The sequence below is a fragment of the Bacillus sp. S4 genome, from assembly GCF_040838205.1.
Lineage (GTDB): Bacteria > Bacillota > Bacilli > Bacillales > Bacillaceae_G > Bacillus_A > Bacillus_A cereus_U.
The window spans coordinates 37,383-60,000 of sequence record NZ_JBFPJI010000001.1; the positions used below are offsets into that span (position 1 = coordinate 37,383).

Genomic DNA, 22,618 nt, shown 5'->3' on the forward strand with positions numbered 1-22,618 from the left:
TATGTCATCACTACTGTATCACGCACCGAACATATTACCAACCTATATGTTCAAAAAAGAAAAAGAAAATTTATAAAAGTAAGATTCCCTTTAAAAAATTAACAAAAAAAGAGGATATCCTGTAAAAGACTGTTGTTATCAATCTTTTTGGATATCCTCTTATCTAACTATTTACACGTGTTTTTTCATATCATCGGCAACAGATTCAACGTTTGTGCCTACGATAACTTGTACACTTGTATTACTTAATTTCATAACACCTTTTGCACCTGCGCGTTTTAATGCCGGCTCATTTACTAAACCTGCATCTTTCACTTGTAAGCGTAGACGCGTTGCACAGTTATCAATAACTGTTAAATTGTCTTTTCCACCTAAAGCAGCTACATAAGTTTCACCAATTGAACCTGCAACTGGTGCGTCTCCATCTTCAACTAACTCATCATCATCATCTTCACGACCAGGAGTTTTCAAGTCGAACTTCTTAATTAAGAAGTAGAATACTACAAAGTAAATTGCTGCGTAAATTAAACCGATTCCAGCTAGTAACACTGGTTTTGTTGCAATACCAAAGTTTAAGAAGTAATCAATTGCACCGGCACTAAATGTGAAACCATCGTGAATGCCAAGTGATGTTGTTACGAATAAAGAAATACCTGTTAACACGGCATGAATACCATATAATAATGGTGATAAGAACATGAATGAGAATTCAATAGGTTCTGTAATACCAGTTAAGAATGAAGTTAATGCTAGACCACCTAACATCCCTGTAACCATTTTACGTTTTTCTGGTTTAGCAGCTGCAATCATTGCGAAACAAGCTGCTGGTAAACCGAACATCATAACTGGGAAGAAACCAGTCATAAACATACCTGCTGTTTTATCCCCTGCAAGGAAGCGAGCGATATCACCATTTACAACATTACCTGCTGCATTTGTAAAGTCACCAAATACGAACCAGAAGTATGTGTTCATTACATGGTGTAAACCAATTGGGATTAATAGACGGTTTAATAAACCAAATAGACCTGAACCAACTGCACCTAAATTAACAATTCCATGAGCCAGTGCATCAATACCATTTTGAATTGCCGGCCAAATTTGTGCGAATAGAATTCCTAATATTAGCATCACAACCGATGTAACAATCGGAACGAAACGTTTTCCAGCAAAGAAACCTAACCATTCTGGAAGTTTAATTTTATGGAATTTATTATAAAGGAACCCTGCTATAACACCGACAATAATACCACCTAAAACTTTCATATCCACTTTAGTCGATAATTCGGCTGCCTTAGATACTTGTGTCATTGTATCTGCAAGCTTAGATGGATCTACATTCGCGCTATTGCCTATTAAATCTTGGACTTTACCTAATTTATCTTGTAATTCTGCAGTAGAATATCCCTTACTAAGTGCATCAATACTGTTTTTCATAACAAGATAACCAATTGCACCTGCAAGACCTGCTGCACCACTACCATCAACTGAAAGACCTATTGCAATACCAATTGCAAAAATAAGTGCTAAATTATCAAAAACCGCTGCGCCGGCCTGTGCCATAACAGGAATATTAAATACATCTGGTTGCCCTAAACGAAGCAATAATCCTGCTGCTGGTAGTACTGCGATTGGAAGCATTAACGCTTTACCAATACGTTGTAAAAACTGCAACATTTTAATTCCCCCTATCAAATTTATGAAATCGTTATCATTATAAGTACGCTTTAGAAAACGCTTTCTATTACATAACCATAATAACATATAGTTGTATAGATGTGTAGTTTTTATTTCCGAACTTTTTATGGATAAGTTTTCTATTTCCAAACTGTTATATAAAAGGAAAATTCTCCTTGTTAGCTCCACAATATACAGACAAAAAAACTTATTATCGCACAAATAACTTTCGTTTTATCATTCCACTTTTTCATGTTATTATTTATTTCCGAGCATATCGGGAAAAGTAAACTTAGTTAATTCGAAATAGGAGCGTTGGTACTATGCAGTGCATTGAAACAAACAACTTACAGCAGTTGTTAGAACAAGTAAAACCATATACGAAAAAAGGAAAACTTGCTACTTATATCCCCGAACTAGGAAATGCAGATCCAGCTGATTTAGGGATTGCCATTTTCCATAAAGAAACAGAATATATCCATGCTGGCAACTCACAAACACTATTTACTCTTCAAAGTATTTCCAAAGTAATTACACTTGCACTTGCCCTTTTAGATCGTGGTGAAGAATATGTATTTTCTAAAGTTGGAATGGAGCCAACTGGTGACCCTTTTAATTCTATTATTAAGTTAGAAACGACAAGTCCTTCCAAACCTCTTAATCCAATGATTAATGCAGGAGCACTAGCTATTACAAGCATGTTAGCGGGAAAAGATAACGAAGAAAAAATGGAGCATATTCTTCATTTTGTACGTGAAATAACAGATAATCCTACTATTAATTATTCTTCTACAGTTGCTAATTCAGAATTAGAGACTGCTTACTTAAACCGTTCACTTTGTTACTATATGAAACAAAACAGCATTATCGATTGTGATATTGAAGAACTTATGGATTTATACACTCGTCAATGTGCAGTTGAAGTAAACTGTATCGATTTAGCACGTATTGGCTTAATTTTTGCAATGGATGGATATGATCCATATAAAAAGAAACAGATCATCCCTAAACATATTACGAAAATCTGTAAAACATTTATGGTTACTTGCGGGATGTATAATGAATCTGGTGAATTTGCAATTCGTGTTGGAATCCCTGCAAAAAGTGGTGTAGCGGGCGGCATTTTCGGCTGCGTAAAAGGCGAAATGGGAATCGGTATTTTCGGACCAGCTTTAGATGCAAACGGAAATAGTATCGCTGGTTTTAAAATTCTCGAATTACTTTCTGCCCAAGAAGGTTGGAGTATGTTTTAATTTAGAAGTTATCCTGCTATATTGGCAGGATTTTTTATTTCACAAAAAAGTCCGTTCTACTAGGCATCAACACAATTCAAAAAAACAGTAATAAAAGTTCTCTTTATTATGCATATTTGTTCCCCCCTCCTGAATAATATAGTACAACCTAGCGCTGTATGTGGAGGTGTAAAAGATGAAACTCATATTTCAAATGGAGAAACAACCTGTTCTCGAAAAAACAATTCTCCTTTTCATATTGAGTATTGTAGAAAGTTTGAAACTAAAAGTTGTTTCACTCGATGAAGCTCACCGATACATATTCAATTTAGAAGTGCTTGAACTATTAATGGATCGGAACATCGATGATCAAGTACTAGAACTTATTCATTTCGGAATGGGACTTGAAGACATTTACCATGTACTTCCCGAAGAACTTGAACATAGTATTGAAGAACTGAAATGGCTTTGTATTCAAGTTTTAAGTGAGTACAGTATGCATGATGATGAATGTGCACAACTAATTGAAGATATACGCTAAAAAGCACCTATACAGGTGCTTTTATTTTTTTAAACCTTTTGCGCAAAAATTGGATAATACTTGAAAATTTTCGTTACCTTGAAAAGATTTCACGTCGATATATGCAATTTCTTAGTGTATTTCCAAGGAAATACTCGAATACTGTTTTCTCTATCCTTCTTACAACAATTGATCAATTCCAATAAGAATTAATAACACACCTGCAATTATAGTTGCCCATTTCCCTAAGTATTCAGCTAAAAATCTTTTACCCACATACGTAAAACCGCTAATACAAATAAAACTAAAAATCCCAGAAATACATGCCGTAAGCCAAAGATTTAAATTTGTTACTCCAGCATCAAATCCACCTGCAATATTATTTATGGATAATGCAACTCCTAAAACAATTGCTTCCGAAAAACTAATTGTTTTAGAACCATCAAAATCTGCTTTTTCTGGATCACGTAAAACCCCCATAAGTACACTACTATCTTTAGATCCTACGGTATCTTTTTGACTCAAGAAAGGCTGACATAAAATAAACACCCCAATTATTCCTAAAACAATTGCTCCAATAATGTTTGCTGTGAACTCTGAAATAAATAATGCGATCCAATTCCCAAAAAATCCAGCTAGTAAAGTAAATGAAAATCCAAAAAATGCGATGATAAAATTGTTAAACCACGAAATTCGAATTTTGCGAATGCCATATGCAATCCCAACACCTGCATTATCTAAATTAGACGCAATCCCGATTAAAAAAATTGAAAATAAACCCGCTGTACTCATCGTACAGTCACCCCTTTCTCACTTTTCAATGCATATTATGAAAATGTTGAGCAACTGTGCTTGTCTGTTTCATATACTTGTAATAAATGCTCAACATTTTTTCAACGATAAACAATAGAAAAGGAGTGCCTACATTATGCCCAATGAAAATCCAAATGAGCGGCTCGGTAAATTAATAAAGAAACTGTTAAAGGAGCGCGCTCTATCTATGCGCCAACTAGGAACACTGACAAATATTGATCCTGCAACAATTTCAAGAATAATTAATGGCAAACAACAACCGAAGCAAAACCATTTACAAAAATTCGCAAAATGTCTACAAGTTCCACCGCAATTATTACTTGATGAAATGTATCCTGACTCTCCACACATAAATAAAGAAAAAGCAGATATGTACACATCTCTCGATACAATTCAGCAAACATTACAATCCTCTAACCTATTCGACTTCGAGTACACAACAACTCGTGTGAAACAAGAACTTGAAAATTACGAGCGCTATGCTCAAACTACTGAAGGCGAAAAACGTATTCACGAGAGTTTCAAAAGTAAACTAGAACAAATTGATAGTGCTGGCCCTTTCATTGAACAATTAACAAGTATGTATCAACAATTTTGTACAGAAACCATTTCAAACGAAGAACGTGCAATTATTGGGGGTGCCTTACTATATTTCATTTTATCAACAGACATTATCCCCGATTATCTTTTTCCAATTGGCTATTTAGATGATGCCATTGCCGTTGAATTAGCTAAAGAGAAATTAATTGAAGTCAAACGAAGAACATAAACAGCATAACAAGCTATTTCAGATATTGAATTTATCCACCTCTGAAATAGTTACAAAAAAATCGTACAAGCATACTCACTCGCACGATTCAAAAATCAAACTATTTTCTCGTATGACACCATTCATATATAAAAGCAGTAATTACTTTTGTAAATTCAATTAACTGCTCCACTTCAACTTTCTCATTTACAGAGTGTGCTTCTTCTAGTGTGCCTGGTCCATAAATAATCGCTGGAATGTGGAACTCACTAAACCAACCGCCATCAGTTACCGTTGCTGACATATCTAAAATTGCATTTTTAGATAAAATAGATTCATGTACTGAACTTAGAGTTTTTACAGCAACATGTTCGCTATCTACTTCTAAAGAAGGAAAAATTTCGCCACGATCCACAATCATTGATTCTCCGCCCCACTTAAATTGTGGTGGGTTCTCGCTTAACCATGGATCTGCTGCTGCCACTTTTCCTAAATACTCTTCTATTTCTTCTATTATTTGTTCATGCGTTTCATTTGGATAAAAATGTACGGTTATCCACAATCGGCACTCATCCGCAATAAATGCCGCATGACGTCCTCCTTCAATAACAGCTGGATTAATTGTAGTTGTTCCAGATGGATAGCCTTCATATGTTTTCATGACTGCCCAATGACGCTCTAATTCTTGTAAGCTTTGCACAATTTTCATCATTTTCTCAATCGTACTCGCTCCAAATAGACGTCCTCCAGCATGGATCATTTGTCTACGTGTTGCATCATGAAACGTTTGCGGGCTTTTCACAGTAATCCATCCAGTAATTACGCCGCCCTGTCCTTGCATATGTAAATCACTCGTATCCACTACTACTGCAAAATCAGCATCATAACCACGCTTACAACATTGAAGTGTCCCTGCTTCTCCTACTTCTTCGCCAATTACCGATTGAAAAATTAAATCCCCAGGTAATTCAATCCCCGCTTCTTCTAAAAGCTGAATAGCAAATAAGGCTCCAGCTAGTCCACCTTTCATATCTGCCGCGCCTCTCCCAACTAACCAACCATCTGTTATAAACGGCTCAAACGGATTTGTTTCCCACGGCTCGTCCTTTGATACTTCTGCAACATCTATATGCCCATTAATAATGAGACTTTTATGTGACTCACTTGCTGTCCCTTTTTTCACTCCAACAACATTCGGATCATTCGGATATACATCCCATTTATCAATACTAAAATTTCGTTTTTTTAGAAACTCTGCCACAAATTCTTGCGCCTCATTTGTATTTCTTGCTGGTGGTGCTGGTGTTTCAAAGCGAATTAAAGCTTTTGTAAGTTCTAGTAGCTCGTCTTTTCGTAAATCAATTTGTTTTAATAGCTGTGAAACTTCTTGATTCATTGCTAATTCCCCTTTACATACGTAGTATGTTTCCAGCTTTATTTTCACAAAAAAAGAGACTGTTTACAATCTTACAGTCTCCAAATTAATCAATATTATAAAGTGAAACTATAATTAGTGGGGGGTGTTCATCCCCCACTAATTATTAGCCTTCACCAATCGGGCGTTTACGGGCAGTTGATCTCCCACCTAACTTCTTTGCTCCAGCCGAATTTTGAGGTGGGAGTTTTACTGCCCGTTAATGCGGGGTAAACTTTCTACTTCTGTTGTATTTGTCTTTTCAATATGTTCTACTTTACTTCCCTTATTTCTTGTAGCACGGTAAAACAGTAAGCAAATAATCATAAATGGAATACCACAATACAATGCCATTCTTTGTTCCGGAATAAAAGCCATAGCAACAATTACAGTTAAATTTAATACTAACGCAAGAATTGGAACAAATGGATACAGTGGTGTTTTAAATTTCAAATCCTTAATATCTCCGCCCTGCTTTAAGTATGTCCTTCTAGCTAATAGGTTAGATAAAGCAATAGATGCCCAAACTAATATCGCTCCGAACCCTGCAATTGAAAGAAGCCATAAATAAACTGTATCTTCCGCATAAATACCTGATAGTAATGAGAGACACCCTACAAACGTACTTACAATCAATGCATAAATAGGAACACCGTTTTTAGATAATTTACCAAAAATCGGGCTAATCATTCCTTGATTCGACATCGACCATAGCATACGGGAAGTTGCATATAATCCTGAATTCGCAACCGATAGTACAGCTGTAATAATAACGAAATTTATAATATCAGCCGCATAAGGAATACCAATTTTATCAAATACAACTACGAATGGACTTTCTATCACGCCTGCTTGCTGCCAAGGAAATAGTCCCGCAAGAATAAAAATAGATAGTACAAAGAAAATAAGTATGCGCCAAACTGTATTATTAATTGCCTTCGGGATAGTTTTCTCTGGATTTTCACTCTCACCAGCTGCAATACCAACTAGTTCTGTTCCTTGGAAGGAAAAGTTAACTGCAATCATCGTAATTAAAATAGCTGATAATCCATTTGGAAACAATCCACCATAATCAGTAAAGCTAGAAAACATCGGTGCTGGCTCATTTCCTTTCATATCTAGAAAACCAAACATTGCTGCCCCGCCTAAAATGATAAATGCAATAATTGTAATTACTTTAATACTTGCAAACCAGAATTCAACCTCCGCAAAACTTCTTGAAGATAACGCATTAATAACAAAGAGCAACACTGCAAACACTACACACCAAATCCATGACGGTACATCCGGAAACCATCGTTTCATTAAAATACTAACTGCAATTAATTCAATACCTATCGTAGCCGTCCAGTTTAGCCACGACATCCATCCCACTACATAACCTGCTGCAGGGGAAATGTGCTTTGTAGCATACGTTTGATAAGATCCTGCATCAGGCATCGCAACTGCTAACTCTCCAAGACAGAGCATCGTTAAATACATAACAAATCCACCGACAAGATACGCTACAATCGCTCCTCCAGGTCCAGCTTCATGAATTGTATAACTGGATCCTAAAAAAAGCCCAGTACCAATAACCCCTCCGAGTGCAATCATAAATATGTGCCGACTTTTCAATTCCCTTTTTAATCCTTGGTTTTGATCCATTATATAAATCCCCCCTTTTCACTTTGCAAACCCTTTTAATGTAAGCGTTTTTAAAACCCTTCATAGTAAAAATAATTATTTAAAAGAGCAAAAATACATATTACTACTATTAATCACTACCTGTTATTAAAAGGTCATCCCTCACTGTTATTAATAGTTTTTGATCAGCGATAGCTTGTCCTTCTACCACTTCTAATGATTCGATATAACCACTGATTCCCACTTTAATTTCCACTTGCTGCTTATCTATTGTTTCAATTAACGCTAATTTTTCCCACTCATATACGTAAGAACTTTCAGTAACAAATAATTTCTCTACTTTCCCGTAACAAGGACTATACACGCCTTCTATAACCGTCTTCACTTTATAAATTCCTCCCTCTTATTAATTGGCACTGAAACGTTGCATAACCTATAAAGATTCCTAATCCCCCTACTCTTTAAATTTAGAGATCTCAACTACTATTCATGCAAAATACGTACCAACCTCAACACCTATGTAAAATTGGGATTTCTTACGAAAAAAATCTGCATAACCGCAAAATTTTTCTATCATTTGAAAAGTTTTAAGAGAAAATAGCAAAAAAAATTTTGCGATTTTATAAGAATTTTAATAAAATTATAAAAAGTCAGTCTTCATAGGGTATAACGAGGAGAAGATAATACATGCATACAGAAGAAATCAATTTTAAAAAGATTATTGAAATGAATATGCTATATGAAACTTTACTAAATGAACTAGATATTGGGATTCATATTATTAATGAGGAAAGTAAAACGATTATCTATAACCGCAAAATGATGGACATTGAATCAATGGATCGTTCTGATGTGCTAGACAAAAATCCTTTAGAAGTATTTGCATTTGAAGAAAATAAAAATAGTACTCTTATAGAAGCATTAAAACTTGGAAAAACAAACAAAAATATAAAACAAACGTATTTTAACAATAAAGGACAAGAGATTACGACGATTAACGATACTTTTCCTATAATAGAAAATGGAAAAATTAAAGGCGCTATTGAAATTTCAAAAGAGATTAGTCATTTAAAGCAAACAATGAAAACGAACCTTTCTCGCAAACAAAATACTAAGTTTACCTTTGATCACATAATTGGTGATTCTAGAGCTATTCAATCGGTCATTGCAGAGGCAAAGAGAGTAATACGTACATCCTCCTCCATACTTATCATTGGAGAAACAGGGACCGGTAAAGAGCTATTTGCGCAAAGCATCCATAATGAAAGCCAGCGTTCAACAAAACCATTTATTTCGCAAAACTGTGCCGCTATACCAGAAACCTTAATGGAAAGTCTACTATTTGGTACAAATCGAGGTGCTTTTACAGGAGCAATAGATAAACCTGGTTTATTTGAAGAAGCAAACGGCGGGACTTTGTTATTAGATGAGATCAACTCATTAAGTCCAACACTTCAAGCTAAATTGCTGCGGGCTATACAAGAAAAAACAATACGAAGAATCGGAGGCACACAAGAAAAAGAAATTGATGTTCGTATTATAGCAACTATTAATGAAGATCCTCTTGAAGCCATAGCACACAATCGATTAAGACAAGACTTATATTACCGATTAAGCGTTGTTACTTTATGTCTTCCGCCTTTACGGGAACGAAAAGAAGACATTGCATATCTTGTTCAACACTTTATTGAAAAATACAATATCCAATTTGATCTTAGCGTAAAAGATGTAGATTTAAACGTAAATAACTTTTTCTATAAATACGATTGGCCTGGTAATGTGAGAGAACTAGAACATATAATTGAAGGCTCCATGAACTTAATAGAAGATGAAGATATCATTACAGCTTTCCATATGCCAACGCACTTTCGCGAACTAGCAAAAAAGGAACTCAATATGCAGACTCCGCTAACTAGTCACAATACTGATACGCCACAAAATTTAAAACGTATAATCGAAGAAATGGAAAAGAAATATATCCATCAAATTCTTAAAGAAAATAAAGGTAATATCTCACAAGCCGCAAAGTTTTTAGGATTGAGCAGACAAAACTTACAATATCGAATTAAAAAATTGCATTTACACATATGAAATAAAGTGAAACTTTGATCAGTGGGGGTTTTGTCCATCCCCCACTGATTATTAGCCCACACCAATTGGGCGTTTACGGGCAGCACGACTCCCACCTAACTCCCTCGCATTCGCCGAATTTTGATGTGGGAGTCTTACTGCCCGCAAATAGCGGGATGAATATTTCTCCAAGTGTAAGTACCCATTTGGGAAAATATGTTATAATATACATGCAACATGCTAGAAAGGGGCTATATATATGAGTAATGATAAAAAATTAAAGTTACTACACTATTTAGGTCTTTTCCCTACCATTCTATGTATAATGCTATTCATTGATATGAGCAGCTTTCCTCATGCAAAGCTATTAGGCATAATTAGTGGCTCCTTTGCAGCTATTATGCTTGCTGCTTTTTGGAATTTGAAGCTACTTATGAAGAAAGAAAAATCTTCTTAATTTCAAAGTGCAAAAAAATCGAGCCTGATCAGCTCGATTTTTTTACTTATTATTAAAATTTAACATTCTCCAAGTACAACCCGCTCGCCTCAGCAAGACAATTAATTTGATTACGTTGTTTTTCCTCTAAAATGTTTGGAATTGCGTCCGCCTCTAATTGTCCTAATCCAACTTCAATTAATGCTCCAACAATTTTTCGCACCATGTTATGAAGGAATCCGTTACCACTTACTCTAATTTGTACAAATCCTGATTCTTCGAAAACATCAAGTGTATACACTTCTCGAACCATAGATTTTTTCTTAGACTTTGCATTTGAAAAAGCAGTGAAGTCATGTGAACCAATTAAATGTTTCGCAGCTTCTTTCATGCTTTTCACATTTAATTGTTTATTCACATGCATGCTGTATTTACGCATAAATGGGTTCGTATGCTCTTCATTCCAAATTTTATACAGATATGTTTTTGCTTTAGAATTGTAACGAGCATGGAAACGATCTGGTACTTCTTCTACACTCGTAATACTAATATCATTTGGTAAATATTGATTTAAATACTTTTTCACTTTATGTTCTACTAACTTCTCATCACTTTGAAAGTTAGCTACTTGATTCAAAGCGTGTACACCAGCATCCGTTCTACTACAGCCGATAATTTCAGTTTCTTTTCCGACCATTTCAGATATTATACTTTCGATTTTCCCCTGAATCGTATTGTCATTATTCCCAAGACGTTGCCACCCTTTATAACGCGCACCGTCATATTGAATCGTCAATTTATAATTGTTCATCGTATTCTCCTTACTTCCATTCGCTAAATAAAATATACCCTCACATAACTCCTGCTTTGTGAGGGACATATCCTTATTGAATGTTACTTTCTAACAAGTTTCACTACATTTTCTACATGAGCTGTATGCGGGAACATATCAACTGGTTGCACATACTCCACTTCATAACTCTTCATTAATGTTTGTACATCACGTGCTAATGAAGATGGATTACAAGACACGTAAACAACTTGTTTCGGTTTCACTTTTAAAATCGTTTCAAGTAATTTATCATCGCAACCTGTACGCGGTGGATCGACAACAATGACATCTGGACTCCAGCCTTCTTTCACCCATTTCGGTAACCATTGTTCCGCTTTACCAGCTTCATACTTTGCATTTGTGAATCCGTGGCGTTTTGCATTTTTCTTTGCATCTTCAATCGCTTCTGGAATTACATCCATACCACGTACTTCCGCTGCATCATTCGCAAGCCAAAGTCCAATCGTACCGACACCGCAATACGCATCCACAATCTTCTCGTTTCCTGTTAAAGCAGCTGCTTTTTTCGCTTCATCGTATAAAACAACCGTTTGTTCTGGATTTAATTGGAAGAATGCGCGTGCTGATAATTCAAATGATAAATCACCTAGTGTTTCTTGAATTACTTCTTTTCCAGCTAATTTAAATGTTTTATCACCGAAAATAACAGACGTTTTACGCCAGTTTACGTTTTGCATAATTGATTTAACACTTGGCATTTGTTTTTGTACTTCTGCGATAAATTGATCTTTATTTGGTAATTCTTCTTTTGTTGTAATAAGTGTGACTTGCACTTCCCCTGTTTGAACTGCAGTACGTGTCACAATTGTGCGTACTAAACCTTTTTGTTTTTTCTCATTGTAAATAGAAACATTTAATTTTTCTAATATACGTCTTACAACTTTTGTCGCTTCATTCGTTGCTTTATGCTGAATCATGCAATGAGAAATATCAATTAACTGATGTGAGTTTTGCTTATATAACCCTGTAATAACCTTTTCGTCTTTACGCCCCACTTGCAATTGACTTTTATTACGATAATGCCATGGATTTTCCATACCAAGCGTTGGGCGAATTTTCTCTTCTAGACTGTCATTCATATACTTCTCGAATGCTTGTACAACGATATCACGCTTTTGATTTAATTGTTCTTTATAATCTAAGTGCTGCAATTGGCAGCCACCACACTCCTCATATACTGAACATGGTGCTTTCACACGATGTGGTGATGATTTACGAACTTTTTTCACTTTCGCTTCAGCGAAGCCACGCTGAATTTTCGTTGCTTCAGCAACAACTTCTTCTCCTGGTAATGCCCCTGGAATGAAAACAACTTGTCTCTTAAAATAACCAACGCCTTCTCCGTTAATCCCAAGACGTTTAATTGTCACAGGAAACGTTTGACCAACTTCCAACTTACTCTCTTGTTGCTCTTGTATCATTATTACACCTCTACTCTATACTTTTCCATAAATATAACGCTGCATAACTGCAATATGGTTCACACTCTTGTTTCACTTTTTCTAAAAATGCATCATCAGGCTTATTATCTAATTGAAATACACCTTGAAGTGCACGCCTAATCCCGATATCTGCTTCTGGAAACATGTTTTTCCGGCCAAGCCCAAACATTAAAAAGTTTTGCACTGTCCATGCTCCAATACCCCTTATTGGTAACAATTGTGCCGATACTTCTTCTTCTGTTTCGTTTTCTATCCTTGCTAAATCTAATTTACCGTCTGCAATATGTTTTGCTAATCCTACTATATATTCGGCTTTTCGCTGACTAAACTTCTGCTCTCTCAATTCCTCTATTGAAATATTCGCTACTCTTTCTGGTGTTGGGAAAAAGAAAACGCCGTTCTTCTCTGTCCCATATCGTTTTACAAATTGATCTGTTAGCACCGTAGCAAATTTCAAATTTATTTGTTGATGAATAATACAACGAAGAAGACAAGCGAAATAATCAAACTCTAATATAATTGGAGTATAAGCATATGTTTCAAACAGTGGACGTAATGATGTGTTTAAAAAATGATCTTGTATATTTTGAAACGGTTCATTCCAGTGAAAAATGGACCTCATTCGTTTCATTACTTTCTCTTGATCTCCTGCCTGACTAGAAATCCAAAACTGTGGATTTTGAACAGTACCAATCCCTTGCAAACGAACAACAATTTGTTCTTCGTCTATAAAAAGCGGGACATAAATTACTTTCTCGTCTAATTGAATGACGTTTAACGGGTCGAAAGCTAAACGCTTTAGCACTTCTTCAAAATGGTACGGATATTCTAACGTAACATGTTCGCTCCACATACGTTTCCCCATCCTTTTTACACATCATTATAGCATGAGAAAACCGCAAGCATACATGCTTACGGTTGATTGCTTTTTACTAAATCATCTAGGCTTTTAAAATGATACCCTTTCTCGCGCAAATCATCAATGATTTTCGCAAGTGCTTCTGCATTATCTTTTGATATTGCATGAAGTAACAAAACAGATCCTGGATGAATCATAGTCATTACATTATTATGAGCGTATTGCCATCCTCTTTGCTGATCTACTTTCCAATCAAGAAATGCAAGCGACCAAAACACGTTATGATATCCCATTTCTTTCGTAAGAGCTAACGTTCTTTCGCTAAATACACCTCGCGGAGGGCGTACATATTTCACTTCTTTTTGCCCCGTTACTTTTTTAATCTCTTCCGTTACGCTCGTTAATTCTTCACGAAGTTTTGCATCATTTACTGTTGTAAAATCTGGATGACTCCAAGAATGATTACCAATAATATGTCCTTCATCTTTCATTCTTAATAATAAATCTTTTTGTGTTTTTATATAATGTCCCGTCACAAAGAAAGTTGCTGGTACTTTTTTCTCCTTTAATACATCTAAAATCTTTCCTGTGTATCCATTTTCGTATCCATTATCAAATGTTAAATAAATATCTTTTTTCTTCGTATCTCCTAAATAAAACCCACCATTTTTTTGTAGTAATTCTGTATATAGTTTCCCTGCATCTGGCACCGTTTCATTTTTAGGACGTGGGATTCCCCAGTTATGTGGTGTATTCGTATAAGCAAATGTTGAAACTGGAACAAGTGCCATCATAATTGAAAAAATGAGACCTATATATAACCATTTATATTTCATAAATAGTCTCCTTTCCATATATAATCGTACCTGTAGTTTCTGTTTCCCTGCTTTCTTTCATGCTGAACATGTTTTTCTATATATACCAAAAAATGCACCTCGAATAATTCGAGATGCATTTCTCTTTACTTAAATACAGGTTCTTTAAAGCTCGCCAATTTTTCAAGTGATGTTTTATCAACATCAGCATGTAGACTTTTACCATGAGAATCCATCGTTACAACTGCTTTAAAACCATCGATACGTAAATGCCACATTGCCTCTGGGATACCGAATTGTAAGAAATCAACATCTTTCACTTCTTTAATACATTCAGCATAATATTGTGCTGCACCACCAATTGCATTTAAGTACACACCACCGTGTTCTTCTAAAGCTGCTAATGTTTTAACACCCATACCGCCTTTACCAATCACAGCACGAATACCGAACTTTTTCATAATATCGCCTTGATATGGCTCTTCACGAATGCTTGTCGTTGGACCTGCCGCTTTAATTTGCCAATTGTCATTCTCATCTTTCACTACAACTGGACCGCAGTGATAAATAATTTGTCCCTTTAAATCTACTGGACAATCGTTATCCATTAAATGTTTATGAATCGCATCACGTCCTGTATACATCATGCCGTTAATTGTAACAACATCACCAACACGAAGTTCACGAATTTGCTCTTCTGTAATTGGAGCTTGTAATACGATTTCACGCTGCTCTGTTTGTTCTTGCGCAGCATCTTGCTGAAGTGTATCTTCACCTTCCTGGTACAACCAATCCATAATTTCACCTGTTTCAGGATGAATTGTTACACCAAGACGACGATATGCCCAACAATTATATGCAACAGATACGTAGAAGCTCGCTGGCAAACGATTATATACTCCAACTTTGCAACCTAATAAAGTTGTTTCTCCGCCAAATCCCATCGTACCAATGCCAAGCTTATTTGCATTCTCTAATACGTACTCTTCAAGCTTTTGTAATTCTGGAATTGAATTTACATCATCTAATGTACGGAATAATTGATTTTTTGCTAATTCGTAACCTGATGTGCGGTCTCCCCCGATACCGACGCCGATTACCCCAGCGCTACACCCTTGCCCTTGCGCTTGATATACTGCATGAAGAAGGCATTTACGAATTCCTTCTAAATCACGCCCAGCTCGTCCAAGTCCTTCTATTTCACAAGGCAAGCTATATTGAATATTTTTGTTCTCACAGCCCCCGCCCTTTAAAATTAAACGTGCATCAATGTAATCTTTTTCCCATTGTTCAAACTTAATAACAGGTGTACCTGGTCCTAAATTATTTCCGCTATTGTCTCCAAAAAGAGAATCAACAGAGTTTGGACGAAGTTTACCATCTTTTGTCGCCCGCTCAAGCGCACTATAGATAGCTTCCTTCAGTTTTAATTGATTCACACCAACTGGTGTATAAATTTTAAACGTTGGCATCCCTGTATCTTGGCAAATTGGCGAGATATTATCATCTGCCATTTTAATATTATTCGTAATTGTGCCAAGTGCCATCGCCGAACGAGTTCCTGCATTTTCTCGTTCTTTCGCTTGTTGAATTGCGCGACGAACATCTTTCGGTAAGTTCGTTGACGTTTCAACAATTAGTTGATACATGCTTTCTTGAAGCTTTTCCATTGTTACTTCCCCCTCAATTGTGAACGCTACCAAAACGTTATGAAATGAAAATTCCATTGTTATACTCTTCAGCTGTTTATTTATCCCGCTATTTGCGGGCAGTAAGACTCCCACCTCAAAATTCAGGTGGAGCAAAGAAGTTAGGTGGGAGATCAACTGCCCGTAAACGCCCGATTGGTTCAACTAATACTCAGTGGGGAATGACCCCCACTGAGTAAAGTTTCACTTTATTTCACGCCATTAAAGGTTAAATGAAATTTTTCACAACTTGATTATACCTTTTTTTCTATATTCCTTCTATTATCCGTACAGAAAAAGGCTGCCAATTTTGTAGTGGCAGCCTTTTTAATATATTATTCGTCTTTTTTAAATTGCTCACATTTCAGTTCTAATTCATCTAACATTGCAAGAAGACGATCTACATCTTCCAATTCTACCTCTTCTGGTTCAATCGTATCAATTACTTCAATGAACATATTTAAACGTTTTTTCAAATATACTAGTTGTGAATCTTTATCTTGAATTGCTTTTCCCATGAAGGCACTCTCCTTTTAATTCGAGTTGCTTTTATTATACCGCAAAAATGATGGATATGGGCATGTAATTTCATCAAATTTGTCGCAGTAATTCATTATAATGTAAGCCCTCTCTCTTTTTTCACAAAAAAGTTTCACTTTATAAAAAGCACATATTCTTCTATTATAGAGAATGGACAAATTGTTATTTCAATAGTCAAAGGAGTATTTCATATGACGATATCACAAATAATGAAGCCGATTACTCCTTCTTACGATCCATGGGAAGCGTATATGGACCTTGAAGAGTACGGCAAACTACTATTAACAAACGTTGAGTTTACAACGACGACGTTATGCAATATGCGTTGCGAGCATTGCGCTGTTGGTTACACATTACAGCCGAAAGATCCAAATCCGCTTCCGATGGAGCTTTTATTAAAACGATTAGATGAGATTCCTTATCTACGTTCTTTAAGTATTACAGGCGGAGAACCTATGCTTTCAAAAAAATCCGTCGACAACTATGTAACACCACTCTTAAAATACGCCCATGAACGAGGCGTTCGCACTCAAATCAACTCAAACTTAACTATAGATTTAGCACGTTACGAACAAATTATTCCCTACTTAGATGTATTGCACATTTCACATAACTGGGGAACAATCGATGACTTCGTTGAAGGTGGATTTGCAATGATGGAGCGTAAACCTACTTATGAACAGCGCGCTAAATTATTTGAAAGAATGATTACAAATAGTAAGGCTCTATCAGAGGCAGGTGTACTCGTATCAGCCGAAACTATGTTAAACAAACGAACTCTACCACATATTGAACATATTCACCATCAAATCGTTGAAGAAATGGGCTGTAAACGTCATGAAGTGCACCCGATGTATCCGAGTGACTTCGCTAGCACACTTGAAATTTTAACAAAAGAAGAAATTCGAAATGCAATTGAACATTTATTAGAGATCCGTGATGAAAATGTATGGATGTTATTTGGAACATTACCTTTCTATGCATGTAGTGATGATGAACGTGATTTATACACATTGAAGAGATTACATGAAAGTAAAAATGTAACTGTCCGCAATGATCCCGATGGTCGTTCTCGTTTGAACGTAAATATTTTCGATGGAAATATTATCGTGACCGATTTCGGTGATGTCCCGCTTCTAGGTAATGTACAAACAAATACACTACAAGAAGCTTACGACAAATGGTGTGACTCAAAAACAGCAAAATCATTAAGTTGCCATTGTCCTGCCGTGAAATGCCTTGGACCAAATGTTCTTGTAAAAAATAGCTACTATCCAAAAGAAGATTTCTTATCAAAAACATCAAACATTATGTTATAAAGTGAAACTTTAATCAGTGGGGGTTTTATTCATCCCCCACCGATTATTAGCCTTCACCATTCGGGCGTTTACAGGCAGCAGGGCTCCCACCTAACTTCTTTGCTCCAACCGAATTTTGAGGTGGGAGTTTTACTGTCCGGCAAATAGCGGGATAAATAAAAAACGTCAGCTTATAGGCTGACGTTTTTTATTTCATTGTGAATGTGATGAAGAAACAAATTTAAAAAATAAATGATCATGAATTGGAATAGCAGCTCCGATTCCTTGAGATGTAATATTTTTCACGACAAGCCTTTTTTGATTCCCTTTTAACACAAGGTAGACTTCTCCAAATGTTACTTTTCCTTTTTCATTTACTGCTGGTGTATACGCATATAAATATCCAAGTTGACTTGGACTAATATTATAAACACGCTCATGTCCGGTACCATAACCAATGGTTGTTTTAAATGAAAGTGGCAATTGTACTTTTTCAAGCGCTTTTAGAAGCATCATTTTTTTCACATCTGTAGCATCTTTCATATCTGCTGTTAAATCACCTTCGATTGTCTTTTGGGTTTCTTGCTTATAGCGAAGTGGGTATAAGCGATCACCTCCGCGATTATCATATACATTCCGATTTACTTGCTTATATTCCCAATTAATCGATGTGTCTATTGACTCATAATTTAATGCCCATTGACCTAAATAAATTTTCGCCCGGTATCCTACCGCAAGCGGTGCATTCGAAATTGTTGTTTCATTAAACATTCGAATTAAATCAGGGTTTTCAATTTTTATATTTGCTGTTTTCAATAATTCTTGCGCAAACTTACTTGGCTGTAAACGCGGTAAATCTTGTGCGTCATTTGGAAATGTATTATCTTTTGAAATATTTAAAACAGATGAAGGCATTTTTACTTCTACCGGTGTCTTTGCAAAACTACTGTTAGGAAATAATAAAATAAACGAGACCATGGTTGAAAGACATATGCTGTATACTCGTTTCACCTGTCTGGCTCCTTCCTACATAAAGGTATATAAATCTGTATTTATTGTTTTCCCTCTGAAGCATTGTTATCCCTATTTTTCATAATAAATAAAAACCAATTCCCATAATGACATACGCCGCTAATAAAGTGCCTCCTTCAAACCAGTTTGTATCCCCATCATTTGAAATCGCAATGGTTAAGAAAACAGCTGTAATCATAGAAACAAGTTCAGGTATTGTAAATACTAAAGGCATCTTTTGTGCAAAAAGCATCGAAAGAAGTACTAACACAGGAGCAACAAACATAGCGATTTGTAATGTAGAACCTACTGCAATTTCTACTGCGATATTCACTTTATTTTTATATGCCATAATAATCGCAGATGCATGTTCTGCTGCATTACCAACAATTGCAACGATAATAACCCCTATAAATAACTCTGACCAGCCAAACGACTTTGCGACCGTTTCAAAAGTATGTACGAGTGCCTCTGACACATAAGCAACTGCAAGTGTTGCTATCGCTAAAACGAGTAGCGCTTTACCTTTGGACCACTCTGGCTCTTCCTCATGTGCTACTTCATCACTTTTATGTTGATATACACCACGGTGCGTAACTAACTTAAATAGCAATGCAGCAAGGTACATAATAATCATGATAATAGAAACACCAATACTTAATTGATACGTCTTTCCAGCATCCATCTTCATTGAAAAAATCTCCGGAATAACAAAGGCTACGACAACAGCAAATATTAATAAAGCTGAATTATGTCTTGCATCATAAACATTGAAACTTTGCCTTTTATACTTAAGGCCACCTATAAAGAAGGATAGCCCTCCTACCAGTAATAAGTTTCCAAGTACAGAACCAGTTAAGGAAGCTAAAACAACTTCTGTTAATCCTGCCTGAAGTGCAAAAATTGAAATGATAAGTTCAACGGCATTACCGAAAGTGGCATTTAATAAACCACCTATCCGAGGCCCAGAAACGATTGCTAAACTTTCTGTCGCCCTCCCCATAAAACCAGCTAATGCAATAATAGTAATGCAGTATACAGCAAACATAATGGTTTGTGGCCAATGAAGTGTTTTTCCGATTACAGAAAGTGGTACACCTATAAGCGCTACTGTAAGAAATATTTTATTAAACATGCTTTTCATCCTTCCATCGTATGTATTTCTCCTCGATATTATTATTATTCATCTCCTAACTTGTCCGATTTCATCACAATTACGTTTAAAAAATCGGATTGAAGAAAACAGTATGAAAGATATTTAAATTATCTTGTTCAGACAGAAAAAATTACGAATTATGAAAAGAGGCTAAAAATATGCACTTAAAAGAAAAAATCGCAACTATTATTCAAGGTCAACGTACTGGTGTATTATCTACTGTACGTAACGATAAGCCACATAGCGCCTTTATGATGTTTTTCCACGAAGATTTTGTACTATATGTTGCAACAGATCGAAATTCAAAAAAGATAACAGATATCGAAAAAAATCCCAATGTACATGTACTACTTGGACGCGAAGGAAAGAAATTAGATGAAGATTACATTGAAGTTGAAGGTATAGCTTCCATCGAAGAAGATCAAACATTAAAAAACAAATTTTGGACTAATAGCTTAAAACGCTGGTTACTAGGTGCGGAAGACCCTAATTACGTACTAATAAAAATTAATCCCGATACAATTTATTACATCGATAGTGCCGGTACGACCGAGCCCGAGTTTTTACGACTATAAAATAAAAACAAGCCCCCTTAGGTGGGCTTGTTTTGTCGAAAGGTTCTTCTGAAAAAAACAATAAAATAGGTGGAACTTTCTAAAGATTCTGTTATATAATAGCAGTAACTTAAATAAACTGTATTAAAACAGATTGAGGGGAGAAATAAAAATTGATGAAAAGAGAAGAACGAAAAAACATGATTGAGTTTATTGAAAAGAAAAAAGGGATTGAACGTGACGAATTATTATTTATGACAGATGATGAAGTAGAGCATATTTATAATGTAACGTACTTTTTATATGAAGAAATAGCAGAGTAGCATAATAAACCCCCACCTTATTAAAAATATAGGGCGGGGGTTTATTTCGTTATTTATACATGAGAATGATTTTCATGTATAATAATGTAAGATTGGAGGAATTTCCCTATGAGTTCATGGCTATTATTCGCACTATTATCAGCAATTGCTGCTGCCCTCGTATCTATTTTTGGAAAGATTGGCTTAGATGGAATCGATGCCAACGTCGCAACAACGGTTCGCTCTATTATTATGGCATTATTTATGGTAGGAGTTATTATTATACAAGGTAAATTTCAAAATATCGGTGATGTTCTCTTAAATAAAAAAGCACTGCTATTTATCACATTAAGTGGAATCGCTGGTGCTTCGTCATGGCTATTTTATTTTCTTGCATTAAAAACAGGAAAAGTTTCACAAGTAGCACCTATCGATAAATTGAGTGTAGTATTTTCCATTATTCTCGCGATGATTATATTAGGTGAAAAGTTAAACTTTATGACTGGTATTGGTGTAGTCTTTATTACAGCTGGTGTATTATTTATTGCTTTCAGCTAAAAAACCGCTATTATTAGCGGTTTTGTCTTTTCCTTATGTAAATCCACACAACCAATGTTACAATTGCCGAAACTAATAAAATCCATATTCCATAATGATGTAAACTATATTCAACAAAGCGCCACTTCTCTCCCAGTTTCCAACCTAGGCCAATAAAAACACTTATCCAAATTAGTGCACCACCGTAAGCATACAAACAAAAACGCCACCATGTTAAATTTGAAACTCCAGCAAAATATGCTGTTAAATGACGTACTCCTGGTATAAAGTATCCAATCATTAAAAGAAATGGACCGTATTTTTCAAATAAAATATGTGTTTTTTCAATATGATGTTCCTTAATTCTAACTTTCGGACCATATTTTTTTAAAACAGGGAGCCCAAGTTTTAAACCTAATATGTAACTTAATGTAATGCCAAGCATTGCCCCTGCCATTCCACTTAAAAAAGCAGCTGTTCCTGACATAACTCCTTTTGAAATGTTATATCCAATAAAAGTCAATAAAAACTCATCCGGTATAGGTAATCCAACAATCCCGCCAGCTAGAGCTATAATAATTCCAAAATAACCATAATGTGCGATTAACTCGCCAATATGTTGTTCCATTCGGAAGACACATCCTATACACGATCGTTATTCCATATTGTGCCCATTCTATCTTTAAGACAAACATGGTATACATATTCACTATACATTGTTTTTATAATGAACTCTACTTCTATTCCATTCCTTAAACAGAGATTTAATCAGTGGGTTTTTTATCCATCCCCACTGATCATTAGCCTGCACCAATCGGGATTTTACGGGCTGCAGGGCTCCCACTTAACTTCCTTGCATTCGCTCAATTTTGGAGTAGGAGTCTTACTGCCTATAAATAGCGAGATAAAAAAATAAAAATTCATAGGCTTATTTTTTTGTTACAATAAAGGGAAGTTACTTTTTGCAACGGTTTAACTCTCAAGAAAAATGATATATCTAGCAAAAACATAGTTTGGTCTATATAAT

General features: G+C 35.6%; 23 protein-coding genes. 9 read left to right on the forward strand and 14 right to left on the reverse strand.

The window, feature by feature from the left end:
* Window positions 1-171: 171 nt before the first annotated feature.
* Entirely contained in the window at window positions 172-1,677 is a 1,506-nt protein-coding gene (gene nagE / locus AB3X48_RS00195; protein ID WP_002159393.1) for an N-acetylglucosamine-specific PTS transporter subunit IIBC, read from the reverse strand.
* Window positions 1,678-2,000: 323 nt separating this feature from the next.
* Between nagE and glsA the strand changes: the two genes are divergently transcribed.
* Together glsA and AB3X48_RS00205 are read left to right on the forward strand one after the other, a co-directional pair.
* Window positions 2,001-2,930, forward strand: coding sequence for a glutaminase A (gene glsA / locus AB3X48_RS00200; protein WP_002113796.1), 930 nt, complete (start codon window positions 2,001-2,003; stop codon window positions 2,928-2,930).
* 175 nt (window positions 2,931-3,105) lie between these two features.
* Entirely contained in the window at window positions 3,106-3,450 is a 345-nt protein-coding gene (locus tag AB3X48_RS00205) for a DUF3969 family protein (protein WP_002091149.1), read from the forward strand.
* A 159-nt stretch (window positions 3,451-3,609) separates the two neighbouring features.
* Here AB3X48_RS00205 and ytaF read toward each other — a convergent pair whose 3' ends face one another.
* Window positions 3,610-4,221, reverse strand: a complete 612-nt coding sequence (ytaF, locus tag AB3X48_RS00210; protein ID WP_088098680.1) for a sporulation membrane protein YtaF — start codon at window positions 4,219-4,221, stop codon at window positions 3,610-3,612.
* 136 nt (window positions 4,222-4,357) lie between these two features.
* Here ytaF and AB3X48_RS00215 point away from each other — a divergent pair, with 136 nt between their 5' ends.
* Window positions 4,358-5,011 (forward strand): helix-turn-helix domain-containing protein, encoded by a 654-nt coding sequence (locus AB3X48_RS00215; protein WP_002201865.1) that lies wholly within the window; start codon window positions 4,358-4,360, stop codon window positions 5,009-5,011.
* Window positions 5,012-5,111: 100 nt separating this feature from the next.
* Here AB3X48_RS00215 and AB3X48_RS00220 read toward each other — a convergent pair whose 3' ends face one another.
* From AB3X48_RS00220 to AB3X48_RS00230, 3 genes are all read right to left on the reverse strand, one after another.
* Window positions 5,112-6,434 carry an acetylornithine deacetylase gene (locus AB3X48_RS00220; RefSeq protein WP_080025030.1) on the reverse strand — a complete coding sequence of 441 codons (1,323 nt, stop codon included), beginning with the start codon at window positions 6,432-6,434 and terminating at the stop codon, window positions 5,112-5,114.
* Between the two features lie 180 nt (window positions 6,435-6,614).
* On the reverse strand, window positions 6,615-8,054 hold the full coding sequence (locus tag AB3X48_RS00225) for an amino acid permease (protein ID WP_033714561.1): 1,440 nt from the start codon (window positions 8,052-8,054) through the stop codon (window positions 6,615-6,617).
* Between the two features lie 106 nt (window positions 8,055-8,160).
* Window positions 8,161-8,415, reverse strand: a complete 255-nt coding sequence (locus AB3X48_RS00230) for a biotin/lipoyl attachment domain-containing protein (RefSeq protein ID WP_002010281.1) — start codon at window positions 8,413-8,415, stop codon at window positions 8,161-8,163.
* A 302-nt stretch (window positions 8,416-8,717) separates the two neighbouring features.
* On the opposite strand from AB3X48_RS00230, the gene AB3X48_RS00235 reads away from it, so the two are divergent.
* Window positions 8,718-10,121: a sigma-54 interaction domain-containing protein gene (locus AB3X48_RS00235; RefSeq protein WP_002159400.1), complete on the forward strand. Its 1,404-nt coding sequence runs from the start codon at window positions 8,718-8,720 to the stop codon at window positions 10,119-10,121.
* A 238-nt stretch (window positions 10,122-10,359) separates the two neighbouring features.
* Window positions 10,360-10,557 (forward strand): hypothetical protein, encoded by a 198-nt coding sequence (locus AB3X48_RS00240; RefSeq protein WP_016103456.1) that lies wholly within the window; start codon window positions 10,360-10,362, stop codon window positions 10,555-10,557.
* Window positions 10,558-10,609: 52 nt separating this feature from the next.
* Here the strand turns inward: AB3X48_RS00240 and truA are convergent, their stop codons facing one another.
* The 6 genes from truA to AB3X48_RS00270 all read right to left on the reverse strand — a co-directional run bounded on the left by truA (window position 10,610) and on the right by AB3X48_RS00270 (window position 16,711).
* Complete coding sequence (truA, locus tag AB3X48_RS00245) at window positions 10,610-11,347, reverse strand: tRNA pseudouridine(38-40) synthase TruA (protein WP_002113777.1); 738 nt, start codon at window positions 11,345-11,347, stop codon at window positions 10,610-10,612.
* Between the two features lie 83 nt (window positions 11,348-11,430).
* Complete coding sequence (gene rlmD, locus AB3X48_RS00250; RefSeq protein ID WP_016103455.1) at window positions 11,431-12,810, reverse strand: 23S rRNA (uracil(1939)-C(5))-methyltransferase RlmD; 1,380 nt, start codon at window positions 12,808-12,810, stop codon at window positions 11,431-11,433.
* A gap of 10 nt (window positions 12,811-12,820) precedes the next feature.
* Window positions 12,821-13,684: a DNA-3-methyladenine glycosylase family protein gene (locus tag AB3X48_RS00255; protein ID WP_002113774.1), complete on the reverse strand. Its 864-nt coding sequence runs from the start codon at window positions 13,682-13,684 to the stop codon at window positions 12,821-12,823.
* Between the two features lie 59 nt (window positions 13,685-13,743).
* Window positions 13,744-14,526, reverse strand: a complete 783-nt coding sequence (gene pdaA / locus AB3X48_RS00260) for a delta-lactam-biosynthetic de-N-acetylase (RefSeq protein ID WP_002159403.1) — start codon at window positions 14,524-14,526, stop codon at window positions 13,744-13,746.
* Between the two features lie 125 nt (window positions 14,527-14,651).
* Window positions 14,652-16,175, reverse strand: coding sequence for a class I fumarate hydratase (gene fumA, locus AB3X48_RS00265; protein ID WP_195743203.1), 1,524 nt, complete (start codon window positions 16,173-16,175; stop codon window positions 14,652-14,654).
* A gap of 353 nt (window positions 16,176-16,528) precedes the next feature.
* Window positions 16,529-16,711, reverse strand: a complete 183-nt coding sequence (locus AB3X48_RS00270; protein WP_002091170.1) for an SE1561 family protein — start codon at window positions 16,709-16,711, stop codon at window positions 16,529-16,531.
* Between the two features lie 213 nt (window positions 16,712-16,924).
* On the opposite strand from AB3X48_RS00270, the gene yfkAB reads away from it, so the two are divergent.
* Entirely contained in the window at window positions 16,925-18,052 is a 1,128-nt protein-coding gene (yfkAB, locus tag AB3X48_RS00275; RefSeq protein WP_016103453.1) for a radical SAM/CxCxxxxC motif protein YfkAB, read from the forward strand.
* 192 nt (window positions 18,053-18,244) lie between these two features.
* Here yfkAB and AB3X48_RS00280 read toward each other — a convergent pair whose 3' ends face one another.
* Both AB3X48_RS00280 and cax read right to left on the reverse strand, forming a co-directional pair.
* Window positions 18,245-19,042, reverse strand: coding sequence for a YfkD famly protein (locus tag AB3X48_RS00280; protein WP_016103452.1), 798 nt, complete (start codon window positions 19,040-19,042; stop codon window positions 18,245-18,247).
* Between the two features lie 79 nt (window positions 19,043-19,121).
* The gene (cax, locus tag AB3X48_RS00285) at window positions 19,122-20,177 is read right to left on the reverse strand and encodes a calcium/proton exchanger (protein WP_002159406.1); all 1,056 of its coding nucleotides are present in this window, start codon (window positions 20,175-20,177) and stop codon (window positions 19,122-19,124) included.
* 179 nt (window positions 20,178-20,356) lie between these two features.
* Here cax and AB3X48_RS00290 point away from each other — a divergent pair, with 179 nt between their 5' ends.
* The 3 genes from AB3X48_RS00290 (at window position 20,357) to AB3X48_RS00300 (ending at window position 21,612) form a co-directional block, all read left to right on the forward strand.
* Window positions 20,357-20,773 carry a pyridoxamine 5'-phosphate oxidase family protein gene (locus AB3X48_RS00290; RefSeq protein ID WP_002140268.1) on the forward strand — a complete coding sequence of 139 codons (417 nt, stop codon included), beginning with the start codon at window positions 20,357-20,359 and terminating at the stop codon, window positions 20,771-20,773.
* A gap of 152 nt (window positions 20,774-20,925) precedes the next feature.
* The gene (locus AB3X48_RS00295) at window positions 20,926-21,075 is read left to right on the forward strand and encodes a BH0509 family protein (protein ID WP_000977681.1); all 150 of its coding nucleotides are present in this window, start codon (window positions 20,926-20,928) and stop codon (window positions 21,073-21,075) included.
* Between the two features lie 108 nt (window positions 21,076-21,183).
* Window positions 21,184-21,612: an EamA family transporter gene (locus tag AB3X48_RS00300; RefSeq protein ID WP_002029573.1), complete on the forward strand. Its 429-nt coding sequence runs from the start codon at window positions 21,184-21,186 to the stop codon at window positions 21,610-21,612.
* Between the two features lie 13 nt (window positions 21,613-21,625).
* Here AB3X48_RS00300 and AB3X48_RS00305 read toward each other — a convergent pair whose 3' ends face one another.
* Window positions 21,626-22,219, reverse strand: coding sequence for a DedA family protein (locus AB3X48_RS00305; protein WP_016103451.1), 594 nt, complete (start codon window positions 22,217-22,219; stop codon window positions 21,626-21,628).
* Window positions 22,220-22,618: the final 399 nt, after the last annotated feature.